The organism is Citrobacter amalonaticus (assembly GCF_018323885.1).
GTDB classification, from domain to species: domain Bacteria; phylum Pseudomonadota; class Gammaproteobacteria; order Enterobacterales; family Enterobacteriaceae; genus Citrobacter_A; species Citrobacter_A amalonaticus.
In genome coordinates this window covers 83,057-97,176 of sequence record NZ_AP024586.1, presented here as the reverse complement: position 1 = coordinate 97,176, position 14,120 = coordinate 83,057, and the positions used below count along the sequence as shown (strand labels likewise).

The following is a 14,120-nucleotide window of genomic DNA, read 5'->3' as shown; positions in this document are numbered from 1 at the left end:
GGGGTAACTCCGGTTAAGGGGGTTAAACAGGTGTGTGGGTTATTCGTTTAATCAGTGAGGGTGGTGTCAGGGTCAGACCGGTTATTTTCCTTCGTCTGAGTCTTTTCAAGTGCTGCCAGCTCTGCGCTCAGCCAGTTCTTAAGGTCTGGCTGCTTCAGTTTCCCGGCATACGCGATCGTTTCTAAAAGGCTCTGGTAAGCCTCCTCGTTTACAGGCCGGTAAGCCAGGACGCTGAGGAGAATATCGTCTGCCCTGCCATCCGCTCCCTTTTCTTTGTAAAACAGCAGCGCCAGTCCGGCCAGTGCAGCGATAATTCCGCAGGCAAGTGCCAGTTTCTGCCCACTGAATGCCATGCCAAAGACCATCAGGACAGCCCCTGCGCATATCGCTAACATGCCGTAATACGGCTCTGACGTTCCCTTTACGCCTTCGCGTTCCCACGCAAGAAAATCATTTCTGATGGTCTGTAATGTCTTGGTTTGTTCAGTATTCAAGTTTTTAATCCTCATACGAGTGGAGAGAACTGTGTCAACGGGGGAGAGCAGTCCATGTGGCTTCAGTTGGTTGTTCTTACACCCTTAGTCGCCATCAATCGCAGGGACTATGGCGGTTATCGCAACTATCCCTGATACTGAAAATACGCATATCACTCAACCCGCCAGCTTCACAGCGCATGACCGCAGTGACCTCCTTCAGGGGCGTCCATTCAAGCCTGGCGGCAATGCCGTCCTGACTGCTGTGAATGTCTTTCAGCACGCAACTTACCGTCACGGGTTTCTGTTGCTCTCCTTCAGTGGCTTTCACAGTTATGAGTGATGTTTCACCCTGATTAAACACAGGTGGATATACCCAGCTGAAAACCACATCTGAAAGCGGCGGGGGCGGGAGTTGCGTTTGCACGTTTTCATTCTTCGACTCATCAATCTGTTTCTCAATCCAGTGACGATCGGAGGAGGAGAGGTCGTGCTGGCTCAGCAACCAGACAAGCAACCCGGTACCAATCCAGCCGGGTCCGCTGCGTTCCTTTTCACGAATGACGGTCTGCAGCTTTTCGGATGGCAGGGTACGGGAACGCTCCAGAACGGAGCGGGAGCTGGCCTCACTCATTGACTGTCGGTATGTTTTATCCGGCTTTGCGCTGCGGTAATGAACCGGCCCTGAAGTTGAAGGGCGCGGCGAACTGCGAACGGCAGAGCCTTTTGATATCGACGAGCGCATGGATTTAGAACTGCTGCTTTTGGCCGCCATCGCCGGAGAAACATTGAGGAAGATACCGGCCAACAGAAGTGCGGTTACCATCCGGCGGGTCACTGGATTCACTGCAGCTCCTTACGGACCGCAAGGCCGTTAACAGTAATGACAGATTTATCGTGCGCCAGCTTCTGAATCCACTGTATCTGGCGGGGTGACAGACTTTCGAGCGCCAGCTCCTCCTCGCTTATCGCCGTGCATTTCCCGATACATCTCAGTGACCAGAGGTAGGCGGAGGCCGGGTCTCTTAGATACTGATAGAGCCGGTACAGGCTGCCAGGCGCATCGTTATCACCGGCAAGCCAGGCACGGGCATAAAAACCGGCTGCGCGCTGGCTGTCCTGGATAATCCACTGCCCTTTCTGGAGAATATCGCCAGCTAAAGACAGAAGTTTCATATCCTCCCTGCCTCCGTCGGCCTGTTCAGCCAGCTTAAGCAAAGGTTCATAAAGCTCTGCCCGTGCTGAAATAAACTGCCGAACCTCTCCCCTGCTGAAAACGGTAATCAGTGCATCCCGGTTACCCTGGCGTGCCGCCTTCAGAATCAATGAGGATGCCAGTTTGGCATACTGGCTACGCACCTTTTCAGACATCTCTGCGGGTGGGTTTGCCGACAAGACCTGCCATGCGTGCCAGGGGTCCTCGTCGGCCAGTGCGGCCTTCTGGTCTTTTTCAAAGGCTCCCTGCCCTTTATTCCCGTCGTTGAGGCCAAATATAGAATCAAACACGGAGGCCTCAGAGTCATCGATGGCCAGCGCCGCCTGCGCCGTGAGGAGCGACAGCGGGATCATTGCGGCGAGAACGAGTCGGATCATCTCACTCCTCCTTCGTATCCGGCTTCACCGGTTGCTCTGGTGTCGTGGTGCACTGCGCGCCGAGTTTGTTCTGCAGCATTTTCCATTTCTGTTCAGCAGGCGGGGTAAGTGCCCTGACTTCCTGGTAAAACCAGCTCTGAATGTTATGAAGCGTCACACCATCCGTTTCCACACTTTTTCTGAGCTCTTCCCAGGCCATCTGGTCTACAGGGTGATACTGAGCCAGCTTGTGGTCTACTTCCTGAGCCCAGGACAATCCGGGGCGCCTGAATAACCACCAGGCAAACCCGAGAATCATCAGAACCCATATCAGAAGTGCCAGGAAAAATATTCCCCCTTCAAGAAGGAGTCTGAGGGCAAAGCTGCCTGCGATGATCAGCACTAAGATAGCCAGGGTGCGGCCAGTCTCAGTGGGAGTATTGCCCTGCTTCTCCCACTCCTTCAGGTCAAAGCTGATGCTCTTCAGCAACTGGTCATTCATCTCTTTATCACGCATCGTTACACCCTCAGTTGATGGTGTCACCGAGACGCAGCTGGCTGGCCTGGCGCAGGATATCGTCGGGGTTGATGTTGCCGACCGACGTCGTGCTGGTTGAGGTAGTCTGCTGTGAGGCGGGCTGAGGCGTTACAGCATTTTCAGCGGCATTGCCTGCAGCCTGAACCGCTTCCTTCGCCTTCTGCTCTTCAGCGTCTTCCAGCGTTTCAAGGCGGAAGCCCTCCTGGAACACGACGGTGACCTGATTGCCGGCGCCGATATCAATCACCGGATGGTACTGCTCGGCACGTTTAATCCAGTACTGGCTCAGCGTGTCGGCAGCCTTGCTGGCACCACCGCCAATGCCCTGTTTAAACACGTCGCCGGCTCCGACTTCGGCCGTGGCGCCCAGACCAACCGACGGCGTGGCGGCAGACTTGATGCCCTCACCGAACCCGGACAGAAGACCGGCGGCTCCGGCATAGCCGATGATTTTGCCGTTACGCATGACCGGCTTGCCGCGAATGCCGCCCTTGCCCTGGTAACTGACGTGACCCTTGAATTCCATGTCGATGTTTTTTCCGTTCTTCAGCACGCAGCTGATCGACTTCGTCCGGACTTCGCCGCGCTCGCTGGAGATATCACCCCAGATTTCGCCCACCACAAAGCAGCCATCAGCGCTGTACTCCTTGTTGTTGGGCATCTGGATATTGCCCAGCAAACGAAACGTTACTGCCCTGGAGTTCTGCTGCCCAGTCACGCTGGCATTCGCGTCAGCCCCTTCAATCATGATGGCCTCGGAGAAGGAGCCGGACGGGATCCAGGGCAGCTTCGTCGGCTTCTTTTTCAGACGGTCGTAGCTGAATGAGGTGGTGGCCAGACCGCCGGTTATGCGCTGGCCTGAGCCTCCCGGATAGAATCCGACGCCCTGCCCCATATTCACTGCACCATTGGCGGACGGTGCGGATGTAGGGGTGACGCTGTATTCAGGCGGGCGGGCCTGGCCGGCAGCAACCGGACCGGGGAGTGGTGTTCCGTTCGGGCCTGCAGGTGGTGTCTGCTGGCCCGTGGTCGCGTTGCTGCCGGGGGCTTTCGCGAGCTGCTCGGTCAGCTGCGCAATCTGCGCATCCTTGTCGGCCAGCTTCTGTTCTGTGGTGAGTTTGTTCTGTGCGACCTGTTGCGACAGCATGGACATCTGCTGCTCGAGCGCAGAGGTTTTGGCCTGCTGCTGTGACAGGGCCGATTCGTTAACCTGTTCGTTAAAAGCTGCTGTCACGACGCCGGTTACGTTGGGTGCGGCTACTGGTGCGGGTTGTTTCTTTGCTTCCTGATAGTGCCCGTACCACATTACGCCGCCGGCAAGTGCGGCACCTGCGACTGCGACACCGGCAAGTACAGCGAGTTGCTTGCGGCGGGTTCTGAGATTTTCATTCAGATTCATGAGCGCGGTACTCCCTCATCTGAAAACACTATCCAGGCATAACCCTGGCCGCCGGCATAAAGCGTGTGCTGTGAGAGCATTACGGCCCGCACGCCCTTGTGCCAGAAGTCGCGCTCGCGCAGATTCTGTGTGATGTTGCCGGGGTTGGTCATGCGAAAGCGCACAATGCGCAGGTGGTTGCCAACAAACTGGCGTTCCGCTGCAAGCTGCACGCCTGTTGCCGGGGTGTATGCGGTCATACGGCTGACCGGATATTCCTGGTAGTCATCCGGTACCTGACCGTTAACCACGCTTCGCGACAGTGCGACCAGGGTTTTCTCATAGGTCTGTCCTTCCTCCCATGCCTTAGCGTCGTCGTTCTTACGCAGTGGCGGTGACATGGGGGTGAAGCGCAGCGTTCTACCGTTACCCGGCTGCGGTCTCACGTTGAGGCTGAGTGAGGAGCCGTGGTCAGTCTGTATGAACATGCTGAAGTTCTGGCCGACAAGCGGTGAAAGAATCAAGGCGCCGTCTTCGGTGTTGTACTTGTCATACGCACCGGATGGTCCGTTGATGCTGGTAATCAGCTCCCCGTCGATAACAATTTTGTTCGGGCTGTTATTGCTGAGCGTGACGTTAAAGGCGGCATCATTCTCAAACGGGATGGCGGCAGGTGCGGAGGCGGCCCGGAGGCCGCCTGTAAATAACCCTGCCGCCAATAACACAGCAGCAGCCACCGGTGAAAAACGCTTTTTCATGGGTAGTCCTGTCAGTTAGTGGTGGTGACCGGCTGGAGTTCTTCGAAGGAAAGCAGATGAATCATCCCGCTCTCATAAGTCAGTCTCAGCCGGTAGGTCTTGTCCTGGTCCTTCAGGGGGGTGGTAATGGCGCCGTTGGTAGTGGAGGACTTCAGTGTGCCACTGAACTCCACCACGCCGGGCTCATTCATGGCCCTGACTTCTGCAGTTTCAAAGCGGGTGGTGATGCCGCCTTTTTTGATTCGCTCAGCTTCAACATCCAGCGCTTTCTTCAGCCTGTCCCGACTGGCGGAGGGGACAAAACCGAGAATCATTTGCTGGTTGTTATCGATGTTTTCGGGGCTCACGTTCAGTCGCCAGTAAATAAAGGAAGTGGCGAACATGGTCATGCCGGTTGCATCGGCGCTGTGTGCGTCAGAAGAGAAGGGATGGTTGTACGTCATTGGAGTCGTAATGGTTTTCTGGGTGGTGGCGAAATACCACGCCAGTGAACCCGTTATTGCTGTTCCGGCGCTTGATAACAGCGCCACAATTGAGAGCCCAATAAACGCATGGCTGAGTTGTTTATCACGCTCTCCTTTTATTTTCATCTTCATGAAAATTACGCCCTCCAGTGCCGGAAACTTGAATCAGGAATCTGTCGGAACGTTACCCTGAATAAAAAGGAAGGCAGGTGCCAGTAGCAGAAATTCAGCAACCAGTACGAGCCTTGCCCTTTTTTAAGGTATCTGACAGTAATCCACAGAAGGGCCGCTACAACGGTCAGTTCAATCGCCATGTTATTAAGCACGCCGAGAATAACGAGTGGCGCAGTAATAAGAAGTTCATCGAGAGGCAAACCGAAATAGCGTTCCTGCTGGTTCAGTGTTTCCGGGAAGTAGTATTTATCTTCTTCCCCGTTCATGGTCAGCTCGCGATAGCAAAGCCAACGCGGGTGGCGATGATAAGAATGGGAATACCGATAAAGGTCAGAGGAGAACGGGTCTTAATGTAAATGAAAACACCGAAAAGAATTTCGGCGAGATAAAACCATTTAACAATAGAAGAGCCGGAACCAAATGTTGCGTTCACAGTTGTGTTCTGGCTGGACAATAAGTCCGTACCTGCCGCCAGGGCTGAATGAGCGAACATAAGTGAAATTAACGCCAGTCCGCCACATTTAGCCACATTACGTAACGCCGCATTTTCGCGGGCCTTGCGAAATAAAGACGCTACCGCCCATCCCTTCTTAGCCTTAAGGGCATTGCTTTTGGTGCTCATGCTTGTTTTCTCCGAAGTAAACAAAAGTGAGGTGCGTAAGTGCTTGTTTACGCGGGCGTAATTGTCCCATGACCCTAAAAAAAAAAAACTGTGACACATGTCACACTTTTAGAAACGATTCGGAATTATCTGAATATGGAAGGGGGTAGGCTTGGTCTGGCAGTTAACCTGGTGATGGTATCCGAGATCTATACATATGAAAGTAAAAGAGAAAATGTGGGAAGGGCGCGGTCGTCCGCGAAAGTTCCGGCCTGGCGAAGCCGTGGAGTGGCGTCTGCGTGCGCCGGATAATTTGCTTATGGAATTGCGAATATGCGCCAGGGTGGGGAAAAGGAGTGTTAATGATGAAATTATTGCGAGGTTATTGTTATCCCTGAATTATCAGCCGGGGCATCCGGTAATTAAAACCGCTGAAGCAGAACGGCTTATATCACTGGCAGTAAAATTTGAGGAATGGCTGGGCCAGCTGCTTGATGGAAGTGGTGCCGGGATTGATGAAAATGCAGTTCAGGACGTTCACGCTGAGCAGTTGTGGATGTGGCGTGAGGGAGAGAGGGTTTTATTACCGGGTAAAACAACCGGATATAGCATGCGTATTCCGGAGAATCTTGCGGAAGAAATCAGGACAATGGCGCGGGTGCATAAACGCAGTCTGAATGACGAAATGCTGACCCGCCTGATGAATACTCTGGGCTATTTTACGGAGCGCATACTTGACCAGAACGAGGATGCGCAGGCGCTGAAAGTGCTTTGTATGGAGTTCGAGGTCTTTTTAAAAGAGAGAATATCTGACGCTGAGAAAAGCGAGCTGCCGTGGGATAAAAACAGCTCTCAGTGATCGACCGTGGCCGGATGAGGCCGGCCACGAAGTAATTAATTATCAGAAATAAAGTGCTGACGTTCTGCTGCATCCTCAGCAACGTTTATCGCGCTGATATTGTTATTCACCAGGTCTTCCAGTGCGATGCCGCTGTCCGGACCTTTCAGGGTGACAAATATTTCAGAGACGAGCGCCGTTAAAATCATCATTCCTTCGCGAGACCCGGAAACTTTTTTTATCAGGTCGCGCCTGTAGCCATCAAGGTCGAACGTCGACCCCTCTTCCTTTGATTTGTAGACCATCAACCCCAGGCGGACAAGTTCATTGACGATAGATGAATAGTTCATATCTGACGTTGTTGCGCCCTTCTGAATCTCTATTTCGAGTATATCGTGAATTTCTCTGTCTATTTTATCTTTGAAGTAGATATTCTTACGCGGCATGATATTTTCCTGATTTTTAAAGCAGTGCCGGATGCAGCACTGCATGAGCTAAGTTTTAACCTTAAGCGCTCTGTTTGTGTATTTCGAAGTTTGAAACAAGTGTGTGTTAATCCGGCACTATCATGTGTGTCAATCCGGCACTGTTATGTGTGTGGATGCGGCACCATCATGTGTGTGGATTAGGCACTACTTAATTTTAAGTTACTCTAATTATTGACTACACACAATCCCCACACCTTGCAGTGCCTATGGCGGCACTGCAAGGTGTGCTAATCCGGCACTGTTATGTGTGGGGTATGACACACCTTTTAGTCCCACACCTCAAAACTCCGCAATATAGCTAATGTTATCCACCTGAATTTAAAGATAAAATCTGCAAGACGAAGTCTTGCGTAGGGTGTGGTGTTTTAAAGAGTTAGTATAGAGCGGCGGTTAAATAAAGTGACTCTGTCACTCTCTTTTATTTCAGCCTGCCCTTCAGGGCATGGCAGAAAGCGCTTCCGCGCGTTTGTAGGGAATTATCTTGATTTGGAGGATCGGCCGGGGTATTTTTTACAGTGCCTTCCACAACGGCTTATATTTCGCTAAAAGGCTCAATCATGAAATTAACGCTAATACCTGCCTTTCTGCTGGCCCTCTCACTTTCTGCAGGTGCAGCTCCACAGATGTGCTTTGACCAGGCCGGACAGGATTACAAAATTGATCCGCTGCTACTTATGTCTATTTCCATTAAAGAGAGCCGACTGAAACCGAAAGCGATCAACGGCTCCAACCGGAATGGAACGGAAGATGTCTGCGGGATGCAGGTGAACAGTTCCCATTACGGAAAGCTTAAAAACTTTAATATTAGCCGGGAACGTCTGTTAAACGATCCGTGTATTTGTGTTTACACGGGTGCCTGGGTGCTGGCGCACAACTTCCGGTCATACGGGAAAAACTGGGACAGCGTTGGAATGTATAATACAGGACCGAGTAAAAAACTCATCGAGCGCCGCCGGGCGTATGCCCAGGATATCAAGAATATATATCGCGTCCTGCTGGCGAGAAGAGATATTCTGGCGCAGCGTTCCGGCCAGGTGAAAGAGGACAGGACGGGTGAAAAGTTAGCCGTGGATAAGACGTCGGCATTAGTGCAGTAAAAAGCCGCTCATAAGAGCGGCTTATTTTCAGGATTTCAGTTTCGCGAATTCCTCGGCCATTTTCCACAGCGCCTGATTCAGTTTTATATCACCATCTATCCCGGTGACTTCGCGCGTCCGGGTACGTTTACCTTTTGCCGTTTTTCCGGATATCCCGCCTTTGATAACGTTCTCCTGAATACGGTTAAACGTGGTCCATAAATCCGGGCTTTTATCTTCCCATCGGCGGGACTGTAATAACTGTTCAGGCGTCACCGGTGCATGTGCTCCATCATATTTGTATTCAAGCGCGGCCGCGCTTAAAAGACGCTGTTCCGGCTCTGTCAGTTGAATACCTTTCATGAGGTCAATATTGCCCGTCACGGTATCGAAAGTTTTCAGTACCGTATACGCCCCCTCGATCACCTGCCCCACAATATCACCCTTATGCGGAACTTTAATTTCACCGAAGTTTTTCCAGGCTACCAGCCCGTTGGTACAAATCTGGCGGAACATGCCCGGGATCATTTTGTAACTGCTGGAGCCGTCGTGGCTGTTTAGCAGAATAATTTCAGGGACTTCTTTACCCGCAATTTGATCGTGACGGCGCAGGCGTAATAAATGCTTTGTGAATTCGCGCTTCTCGATATCACGCGTGCGGGACTGCGTTGCATAATAAGGCTCAAAGCCTTCTTCACGCAGGCGGTCAAGAATGTCAATGGTCGGGATATAAGTATAACGTTCGGAACGTGAGTCGTGTTTCTCGGAAGAAAATGCACTCGGAACAATACGCTGTAATTCGTCATTGGTCAGCGGGCGGTTCTGGCGAATTGAGACTGGTGCGCGGTAACGGTTTGCAAAGCTGATCATAATATTCCCCTTTAATTAGATTTGACTGAAGTTAAAACCCGGAAGAAACCTATTTGCGGCAGCTCAATAGCAACCGGCCAGCTGTCAACAATCCAGATCGAAACATATTCATCGGTGTATTTATTCAGCATGATCATTTCAAGCGCGCATGCTGGCGGTGTGAAAACGGCTGGCTGCGGTTCGCCTTCAGTTGCTGCCAGTACCCAGCAAAACAGCTCGGTAAACTGGGCAACGGAAAGTGTTGAATCACATCTTCCGGAAGATTCTTGAGCGGCGGTTTTGACGTTGACGTTTCGTGTGTGCATCCTGGTTTTCTCCTGTGGTGATGGTTGTCCATCTCCCTGGTGAGTTCTCTCGCGGCAGAGGGTAAAGGAGCAACGGCGAAGGGAGGAAGGAAAGGGGCGGCGGCAGAAAGTTTTTGCCCGCAAAAAGTTTCTGGCGGCGTGTATTTCACCCCTTGGATGACGACCCGACGGTGCTACGACCAGCCCTCCGCGGGAGGACACACAGGGTGATGGCGTCACCGGGGGAACAGAATGCACACACCCGACACGTCGGAACGGCGTGGCGGCATTAAAGCGACGGCACCGCCGGCGCGGTGGAGGCGGCCCGGACGGCACGGCCGGAGCAAGCCATGTCGTTGACTTCAGCCATCAGACCCTAGCCGTATGGCCCGAAACCCGCAGGGGTTCGGCGGAGACTGGCGGGTGCTGCGCAGCCGCCTGGCGGAGTGGGGCTCGACGACTGAACCGCGCAGCGGGTCAGGAGCCGAAGGGGGCCAGTTTCCTGCCCTTCGCCGTGGTTCTGGTTCTGGTAGCGATCATGACCAAGCGACAGCATCCGGCCGAAAACCATGCCGGCACACTCTGGCTTTGCCTGGCAAACCACATGCACTGAATACCGGGACCTGATGCCAGGGAGTACAGGAAGAGCAGGTGCAACGAATGCGCCGGAGGCGCTTCCGGCACTCCTGCCCCGAAGGGGCTGGGCCCTTTGCCCCTGTTATCCACCGTCATGCTGGACAGCTCAGCGGCAAAGCTGTGGATAAACAAAGGGGAAGCACGTCCCGTGCCTCCCCTGTCCTTTTGCCTGGTTTTTAACCAGCCTTATCACCACGCCCCGCCGTCATCCTCCTGACGTTCCTGTTCAAAGTGCATTCTGGCCATTGTCAGCGCAGCGTTAAACCGTGCCTCTCCTTTCTCGTCAGGATCAACGTACTCACACAGGTGCAGCAGGTTGGCCATAAAATCTGTCAGCACCGTCTCCAGTGACTCGCCATCACCGTCCAGGCCAGTCTGACGTGCAAACTGCCAGAGCCCGGCGGCGGCCAGTGCCGCGCGGTCGTCATTGCTGCGGATCATTACCATACCTGCAGCCTCTTCAACCTGCTCCGCCATCGTCTCCAGCACTGTGGCCGGTATCGTGTTCAGCGCGTTATTGTTCATGCGGTATTCCTCCGGGCAGGTTTCGCCTGCCCTTTCCCTTACGTTCACGCGGCCTCGGGGGCCAGAAAGTTTCGCATGGCATCGAGGCGGCGACGGAACGCCAGCCGCTCAGGCCAGTTATTCAGGTAATACACGGGCGTGTAGCGCACCCGGTTTGCTTTTAGCGTCAGCGTATTGCCGGTGATCACTTCTGCCGGGATTCCTAACAGACTTAGCTGGATGAAGGCGATATCTGACACCATCGGGTCAATATCGGTACACCGTGTATACAGGTGTTCCGATGGGTTCAGCCCTGCTTCAAGCATGCACTCTGCCCAGGCGACGATCATGCCTGCCGATCCGCAAGCGGGTTCGTCCACTGTTATAAAGCCCTGGCGGGCCACCACGGCAGGCGCACCCTGTGACAACATCCGGGCCATCAGTTGCTGAAGGTGGTAGGGCGTAAAAAACTGCGCCATTTCAGACGCGCCCAGCTCGAGCTCCATCAGCAGGGAGCCCAGAAAGTCATGAAACCTGGCCTCAAGCGCCGTGACCATCAGGCAGAAAAGCTTTTTGAAGTCGCTGATGTCATCAGGCTTATATCGTTCGCAGATCCGGCGGCTCTCCTCGATATTCTCCGGTGAGCGAATGCGTGCCATATCCAGCTCACGGGCGGCAAGCGACACGAAGTCACGGAACACTTCCAGACGGCGCATATCCGGCGCGGTATGGCGAAACACGCGGATAAATTCCCGGCGGGCCTCATCTGCGGAGATCATGCGCGGCGGAGTAGCGGTCGGCTGACTCACTGCCTGCGCCGCTGCCGGTTCGGCCATAAACAGGGATTCAAAACTCAGTTGTGACATGGTTTTCCTTACCGGCCGCCCGTGGGCGGCCGTCTCCTGTTAAGCCAGACCGAGACCGGCGTAAACGGTGGTCATGAATTGCTGCCACTGGCCGAAGCGCAGCGCGGGTATGTGGCCGCGTTTTCCTGCCCGGATGGCATTTACAAACGCCTCAGCCTGTGCGACAGTTTGCGGGTCAAATTTCATGATTAACTCCTTACGTTGATTGTGATTGCCGGGTTTCGTTTGGTAGCGGTCGCCCGGCATAGACAGAGCAGGGGAAACCCTGCTTTTTTAATGCCCGGAATTCAGCACATCTCCCAGGCAGAACTGGTTAATCACTTCACCAATCAGATCGCGGTGTGTCAGGGTGTGCAGGTCATGGCACCAGAAAAAACGATCCCCGTAGCGCACAAAAATTGCCGTCACATCGGCGCCCGTAAAATCCATCGACTTGAACGACTCCCCACCAAAACCCCGGCACCAGTCCATTAGCGACAGCATCTCCAGCTGGCTGACGTAATACTCTTCTGTGGTTTCTTCCCACGGGCGGCGGTATCCGGCGTTCTGCATTTCCAGCGCGGCCGCTTCGGTCACCAGAACCATATCGGGGTAAATGCGGCGCACAGCGTCCAGCGTGGCCGATCCGTTTTCGGTCACCCATTCGCCGTCATGCTGCTTTGCCCAGGCATAGAGGGTGTTATGGGACGGGACATAAAAGGCCATCTGCACTGCATTCAGGGTATTAACGTTCATCTGGTGTACTCCTCGGGTTGTCTGGTTTTGCCGTGCAGCAGCTGCGGCACGGCAAAACGGCTGATCTATGCGTCGATGCCTGCGCGCGCTATCTGGCGCACAAACTGCTTAAAGTGGTCGGCTTCAACCACGTTGATATGGCGAAACTGCTTGTCCACGCCGCTGCTAAGCGCGTACTGGTAACTGCAGCTCATGGTTTCCGGGCAGACTCTGCGTAATTTTTTAAGCGCTGCAAGAGTGTTGAATTCCATGACATCCCACTCTTCTTCTGGCGCTGCATTTTTTTTCTTCTCAGCGACGAGGATCGTGTACGACACGGGTTTAACCCCCATCTTCCTGGAAGATTCTTGAGCGGCGGTTCTGACGTTGACGTTTTGTGTGTGCATCCTGGTTTTCTCCTGTGGTGATGGTTGTCCATCTCCCTGGTGAGTTCTCTCGCGGCAAAGGGCAAAGGAGCAACGGCAGGCGGATGAACGCACGGGCGTCACCGCAGGCCGCAGCGCAAGCGAGCCGTTTCAGGCGAGTGCGAACGGGCGAGGAACGGCGAAGCGTACCCTTGCGGGCAGACGAATGACGGTGCTACGAACAGCCCTCCGCGTGAGGACGCACGGGGGATGGCGTCACCGGGGGAACAGGATGCACACACCCGACACGTCGGAACGGCGTGGCGGCATTAAAGCGACGGCACCGCCGGCGCGGTGGAGGCGGCCCGGACGGCACGGCCGGAGCAAGCCGTGTCGTTGACTTCAGCCATCAGACCCTAGCCGTATGGCCCGAAACCCGGAGGGATTCGGCGGAGACTGGCGGGTGCGAAGCAGCTGCCTGGCGGAGTGGGGCTTGACGACTGAACCGCGCAGCGGGTCAGGAGCCGAAGGGGGCCAGCTGGTGTGGATCTGTGGTCTTTGATATATCCTGAATCAGAGCGGAAAACGTACAGATACGGCGGTAATCATGTCACAACAGAAAAACACAACTGATGATGAAGAGAGTCTTCTCTATGATGAAGTCTGCAGAATTGTCGGACAGTGCTGCCTGATGCTGGCCAGTAACGGCGCTGAAACCCACCGTGACCAGCTGGTTTATCAGCTGAAAAGACTTCACTGGAAATTTATGATCGAAACAGACACGTCGCACACCGGCATTCTGTTTGCCATCGAGCAGCTCGCCACCGGTCGGGACGATAAATTCGGCAAATCCGGCTGATCATCACCGGCACCGGACATCTCCTGCAGAAAGTATTCTGTATTTCATTTGTAATACGGCGGGGGAAGAGAGCGGGCGCGCCGGAGGCGCTGCCGCCCTGCCCCGTTCCCCGGAGGGGAACAGCCCTTCCGTTGTTCATGCGTGCGGTCGCGCAGAAGGGGAAAAAGGGGCTACCGGCGAACCGGCAACCCCTTCATAAAGGCGCTTGTGGGAAGCTAAACTCATCCGAAGCCCTGAAAAGGCGGGGTTGCCCCCGCCTCACAGGTTGCTACTTACCGGATTCGTAGGCTAGCACGGCAGCGACCTCCCGATTTCCGTCCTTCAGCCGGATTTCGCAGAGCGATTTCCGGGTCAGGTAAGTGAATGCGAGCAGTGTGAGACACACTATCAGCACGCACCAGACAACGGTACTTCGCGGCAGTTTCATAGCCTTCTTCTCCTTGCGCAGAGCGCGGTAAGAGGCTATTCTGGATGTGTCTAGTATCAAGATTGAGCCTCGTTGGTTAATTGAAAAATTACCTTCGGGGCTTTCTTCTTTCTGCCTCACAACAACCATAACAAACCCACAGAACGTCATGAGGCAAAAAGCCTCAAGCGCCATCGCCATTATACCCGGCTGAACACTTCCTGCCCAGGATTAACAGTCTGAAAACTGTATAAAT

Annotated in this window: 21 protein-coding genes and 1 pseudogene; 3 read left to right on the top strand and 19 right to left on the bottom strand. The window is 54.1% G+C overall.

From position 1 onward, the window contains the following. Positions 1-47: 47 nt before the first annotated feature. The 9 genes from KI228_RS22815 to KI228_RS22775 form a co-directional block, all read right to left on the bottom strand. Complete coding sequence (locus tag KI228_RS22815) at positions 48-494, bottom strand: hypothetical protein (protein ID WP_141227342.1); 447 nt, start codon at positions 492-494, stop codon at positions 48-50. Between the two features lie 94 nt (positions 495-588). Continuing rightward, a complete protein-coding gene (locus KI228_RS22810) occupies positions 589-1,320 on the bottom strand; it encodes a hypothetical protein (protein ID WP_141227341.1) in 732 nt (243 codons plus the stop codon). Further along, positions 1,317-2,066 carry a hypothetical protein gene (locus KI228_RS22805; RefSeq protein ID WP_212807601.1) on the bottom strand — a complete coding sequence of 250 codons (750 nt, stop codon included), beginning with the start codon at positions 2,064-2,066 and terminating at the stop codon, positions 1,317-1,319. Before KI228_RS22805 ends, KI228_RS22810 begins: the two co-directional genes overlap by 4 nt. A gap of 1 nt (position 2,067) precedes the next feature. After that, complete coding sequence (locus tag KI228_RS22800) at positions 2,068-2,562, bottom strand: hypothetical protein (RefSeq protein WP_141227340.1); 495 nt, start codon at positions 2,560-2,562, stop codon at positions 2,068-2,070. Between the two features lie 10 nt (positions 2,563-2,572). Beyond that, entirely contained in the window at positions 2,573-3,982 is a 1,410-nt protein-coding gene (gene traB / locus KI228_RS22795; protein WP_141227339.1) for an F-type conjugal transfer pilus assembly protein TraB, read from the bottom strand. Then, complete coding sequence (traK, locus tag KI228_RS22790) at positions 3,979-4,719, bottom strand: type-F conjugative transfer system secretin TraK (RefSeq protein ID WP_141227338.1); 741 nt, start codon at positions 4,717-4,719, stop codon at positions 3,979-3,981. The genes traB and traK overlap by 4 nt, the downstream gene beginning before the upstream one ends. 11 nt (positions 4,720-4,730) lie before the next feature. Next, positions 4,731-5,315 (bottom strand): TraE/TraK family type IV conjugative transfer system protein, encoded by a 585-nt coding sequence (locus KI228_RS22785; RefSeq protein WP_141227337.1) that lies wholly within the window; start codon positions 5,313-5,315, stop codon positions 4,731-4,733. Between the two features lie 5 nt (positions 5,316-5,320). Then, positions 5,321-5,623: a type IV conjugative transfer system protein TraL gene (traL, locus tag KI228_RS22780; RefSeq protein WP_040078747.1), complete on the bottom strand. Its 303-nt coding sequence runs from the start codon at positions 5,621-5,623 to the stop codon at positions 5,321-5,323. 2 nt (positions 5,624-5,625) lie between these two features. Next, positions 5,626-5,979 (bottom strand): type IV conjugative transfer system pilin TraA, encoded by a 354-nt coding sequence (locus KI228_RS22775; protein WP_141227336.1) that lies wholly within the window; start codon positions 5,977-5,979, stop codon positions 5,626-5,628. Between the two features lie 196 nt (positions 5,980-6,175). Here KI228_RS22775 and KI228_RS22770 point away from each other — a divergent pair, with 196 nt between their 5' ends. Further along, positions 6,176-6,817 carry an Arc family DNA-binding protein gene (locus KI228_RS22770; RefSeq protein ID WP_141227335.1) on the top strand — a complete coding sequence of 214 codons (642 nt, stop codon included), beginning with the start codon at positions 6,176-6,178 and terminating at the stop codon, positions 6,815-6,817. 35 nt (positions 6,818-6,852) lie between these two features. Here the strand turns inward: KI228_RS22770 and KI228_RS22765 are convergent, their stop codons facing one another. Beyond that, a complete protein-coding gene (locus KI228_RS22765) occupies positions 6,853-7,242 on the bottom strand; it encodes a relaxosome protein TraM (RefSeq protein ID WP_141227334.1) in 390 nt (129 codons plus the stop codon). 599 nt (positions 7,243-7,841) lie between these two features. On the opposite strand from KI228_RS22765, the gene KI228_RS22760 reads away from it, so the two are divergent. After that, on the top strand, positions 7,842-8,381 hold the full coding sequence (locus KI228_RS22760) for a lytic transglycosylase domain-containing protein (protein ID WP_141227333.1): 540 nt from the start codon (positions 7,842-7,844) through the stop codon (positions 8,379-8,381). A 27-nt stretch (positions 8,382-8,408) separates the two neighbouring features. Here KI228_RS22760 and KI228_RS22755 read toward each other — a convergent pair whose 3' ends face one another. The 7 genes from KI228_RS22755 to KI228_RS22725 all read right to left on the bottom strand — a co-directional run bounded on the left by KI228_RS22755 (position 8,409) and on the right by KI228_RS22725 (position 12,641). Next, positions 8,409-9,230, bottom strand: coding sequence for a DUF932 domain-containing protein (locus KI228_RS22755; protein ID WP_141227332.1), 822 nt, complete (start codon positions 9,228-9,230; stop codon positions 8,409-8,411). Positions 9,231-9,241: 11 nt separating this feature from the next. Beyond that, entirely contained in the window at positions 9,242-9,535 is a 294-nt protein-coding gene (locus KI228_RS22750; protein ID WP_141227331.1) for a hypothetical protein, read from the bottom strand. Positions 9,536-10,339: 804 nt separating this feature from the next. Next, complete coding sequence (locus KI228_RS22745; RefSeq protein WP_046887031.1) at positions 10,340-10,675, bottom strand: hypothetical protein; 336 nt, start codon at positions 10,673-10,675, stop codon at positions 10,340-10,342. Between the two features lie 44 nt (positions 10,676-10,719). Further along, on the bottom strand, positions 10,720-11,520 hold the full coding sequence (locus tag KI228_RS22740) for an N-6 DNA methylase (RefSeq protein WP_141227330.1): 801 nt from the start codon (positions 11,518-11,520) through the stop codon (positions 10,720-10,722). 39 nt (positions 11,521-11,559) lie between these two features. Next, positions 11,560-11,706: a hypothetical protein gene (locus KI228_RS22735; protein ID WP_046887033.1), complete on the bottom strand. Its 147-nt coding sequence runs from the start codon at positions 11,704-11,706 to the stop codon at positions 11,560-11,562. Between the two features lie 87 nt (positions 11,707-11,793). Then, positions 11,794-12,255: a hypothetical protein gene (locus KI228_RS22730; protein WP_141227329.1), complete on the bottom strand. Its 462-nt coding sequence runs from the start codon at positions 12,253-12,255 to the stop codon at positions 11,794-11,796. A gap of 65 nt (positions 12,256-12,320) precedes the next feature. Beyond that, positions 12,321-12,641 (bottom strand): hypothetical protein, encoded by a 321-nt coding sequence (locus KI228_RS22725; RefSeq protein ID WP_080346656.1) that lies wholly within the window; start codon positions 12,639-12,641, stop codon positions 12,321-12,323. A 565-nt stretch (positions 12,642-13,206) separates the two neighbouring features. On the opposite strand from KI228_RS22725, the gene KI228_RS22720 reads away from it, so the two are divergent. Next, a complete protein-coding gene (locus KI228_RS22720) occupies positions 13,207-13,458 on the top strand; it encodes a DUF2767 family protein (protein ID WP_141227328.1) in 252 nt (83 codons plus the stop codon). A gap of 268 nt (positions 13,459-13,726) precedes the next feature. Here the strand turns inward: KI228_RS22720 and KI228_RS22715 are convergent, their stop codons facing one another. Both KI228_RS22715 and KI228_RS24375 read right to left on the bottom strand, forming a co-directional pair. Further along, positions 13,727-13,852, bottom strand: coding sequence for a type I toxin-antitoxin system Hok family toxin (locus tag KI228_RS22715; RefSeq protein ID WP_224267612.1), 126 nt, complete (start codon positions 13,850-13,852; stop codon positions 13,727-13,729). Beyond that, positions 13,794-13,931: pseudogene (locus KI228_RS24375) on the bottom strand (DUF5431 family protein); the annotation flags it as partial. The pseudogene KI228_RS24375 and the gene KI228_RS22715, both read right to left, overlap by 59 nt. Between the last annotated feature and the right edge of the window lie 189 nt (positions 13,932-14,120).

Excerpts from the sequence above, each read along its gene's own strand:
- KI228_RS22805 (WP_212807601.1), bottom strand. The coding sequence starts at position 2,066 with ATGATCCGACTCGTTCTCGCCGCAATGATCCCGCTGTCGCTCCTCACG.
- KI228_RS22800 (WP_141227340.1), bottom strand. The coding sequence starts at position 2,562 with ATGCGTGATAAAGAGATGAATGACCAGTTGCTGAAGAGCATCAGCTTT.
- traB (WP_141227339.1), bottom strand. The coding sequence starts at position 3,982 with ATGAATCTGAATGAAAATCTCAGAACCCGCCGCAAGCAACTCGCTGTA.
- traK (WP_141227338.1), bottom strand. The coding sequence starts at position 4,719 with ATGAAAAAGCGTTTTTCACCGGTGGCTGCTGCTGTGTTATTGGCGGCA.
- KI228_RS22785 (WP_141227337.1), bottom strand. The coding sequence starts at position 5,315 with ATGAAGATGAAAATAAAAGGAGAGCGTGATAAACAACTCAGCCATGCG.
- traL (WP_040078747.1), bottom strand. The coding sequence starts at position 5,623 with ATGAACGGGGAAGAAGATAAATACTACTTCCCGGAAACACTGAACCAG.
- KI228_RS22775 (WP_141227336.1), bottom strand. The coding sequence starts at position 5,979 with ATGAGCACCAAAAGCAATGCCCTTAAGGCTAAGAAGGGATGGGCGGTA.
- KI228_RS22770 (WP_141227335.1), top strand. The coding sequence starts at position 6,176 with ATGAAAGTAAAAGAGAAAATGTGGGAAGGGCGCGGTCGTCCGCGAAAG.
- KI228_RS22765 (WP_141227334.1), bottom strand. The coding sequence starts at position 7,242 with ATGCCGCGTAAGAATATCTACTTCAAAGATAAAATAGACAGAGAAATT.
- KI228_RS22760 (WP_141227333.1), top strand. The coding sequence starts at position 7,842 with ATGAAATTAACGCTAATACCTGCCTTTCTGCTGGCCCTCTCACTTTCT.
- KI228_RS22755 (WP_141227332.1), bottom strand. The coding sequence starts at position 9,230 with ATGATCAGCTTTGCAAACCGTTACCGCGCACCAGTCTCAATTCGCCAG.
- KI228_RS22750 (WP_141227331.1), bottom strand. The coding sequence starts at position 9,535 with ATGCACACACGAAACGTCAACGTCAAAACCGCCGCTCAAGAATCTTCC.
- KI228_RS22745 (WP_046887031.1), bottom strand. The coding sequence starts at position 10,675 with ATGAACAATAACGCGCTGAACACGATACCGGCCACAGTGCTGGAGACG.
- KI228_RS22740 (WP_141227330.1), bottom strand. The coding sequence starts at position 11,520 with ATGTCACAACTGAGTTTTGAATCCCTGTTTATGGCCGAACCGGCAGCG.
- KI228_RS22735 (WP_046887033.1), bottom strand. The coding sequence starts at position 11,706 with ATGAAATTTGACCCGCAAACTGTCGCACAGGCTGAGGCGTTTGTAAAT.
- KI228_RS22730 (WP_141227329.1), bottom strand. The coding sequence starts at position 12,255 with ATGAACGTTAATACCCTGAATGCAGTGCAGATGGCCTTTTATGTCCCG.
- KI228_RS22725 (WP_080346656.1), bottom strand. The coding sequence starts at position 12,641 with ATGCACACACAAAACGTCAACGTCAGAACCGCCGCTCAAGAATCTTCC.
- KI228_RS22720 (WP_141227328.1), top strand. The coding sequence starts at position 13,207 with ATGTCACAACAGAAAAACACAACTGATGATGAAGAGAGTCTTCTCTAT.